This is a genomic window from Mesorhizobium sp. CNPSo 4689 (genome assembly GCF_057784325.1).
Genome location: NZ_JBWLUZ010000115.1, coordinates 1 through 359, shown reverse-complemented (window position 1 = coordinate 359; position 359 = coordinate 1). Strand labels below are relative to the sequence as shown.

Annotated in this window: 1 protein-coding gene; it reads left to right on the top strand. The window is 59.9% G+C overall.

Annotation, left to right across the window (positions count from 1 at the left end; genetic code table 11):
- A partial coding sequence (locus AC04SI_RS33380; protein WP_488475743.1) for a transposase occupies positions 1 to 342 on the top strand: 342 nt, incomplete at its 5' end.
- Between the last annotated feature and the right edge of the window lie 17 nt (positions 343 to 359).

Here is a 359-nt window from a genome sequence, read left to right as displayed (position 1 = left end):
CCCGGTGTCTCCAAGATCACCGCCCTCTCTCTGCTGGCGCACTTACCCGAGCTCGGTCAGCGTTCACCCAAGTCGATCGCAGCCCTTGCCGGTCTTGCGCCCTTCGACAATGAGAGTGGCAAGTCCAAGCACAGGAGCAAGATCACAGGCGGCCGCCCGCGCGTACGCCGCGCTCTCTACATGGCAGCGCTGGGCGCAATCCGCGCCAATGAACGCTTCAAAGCCTTCTATGCTGCACTCGCGGCTCGCTCCGGATCAAAGAAACTCGCCATCGTCGCTGTCGCCAGAAAACTTCTGATCACTCTCAACGCCATCATTCGAGACAAAACCGCATTCGCATGAACACAGTTGCCATGCCG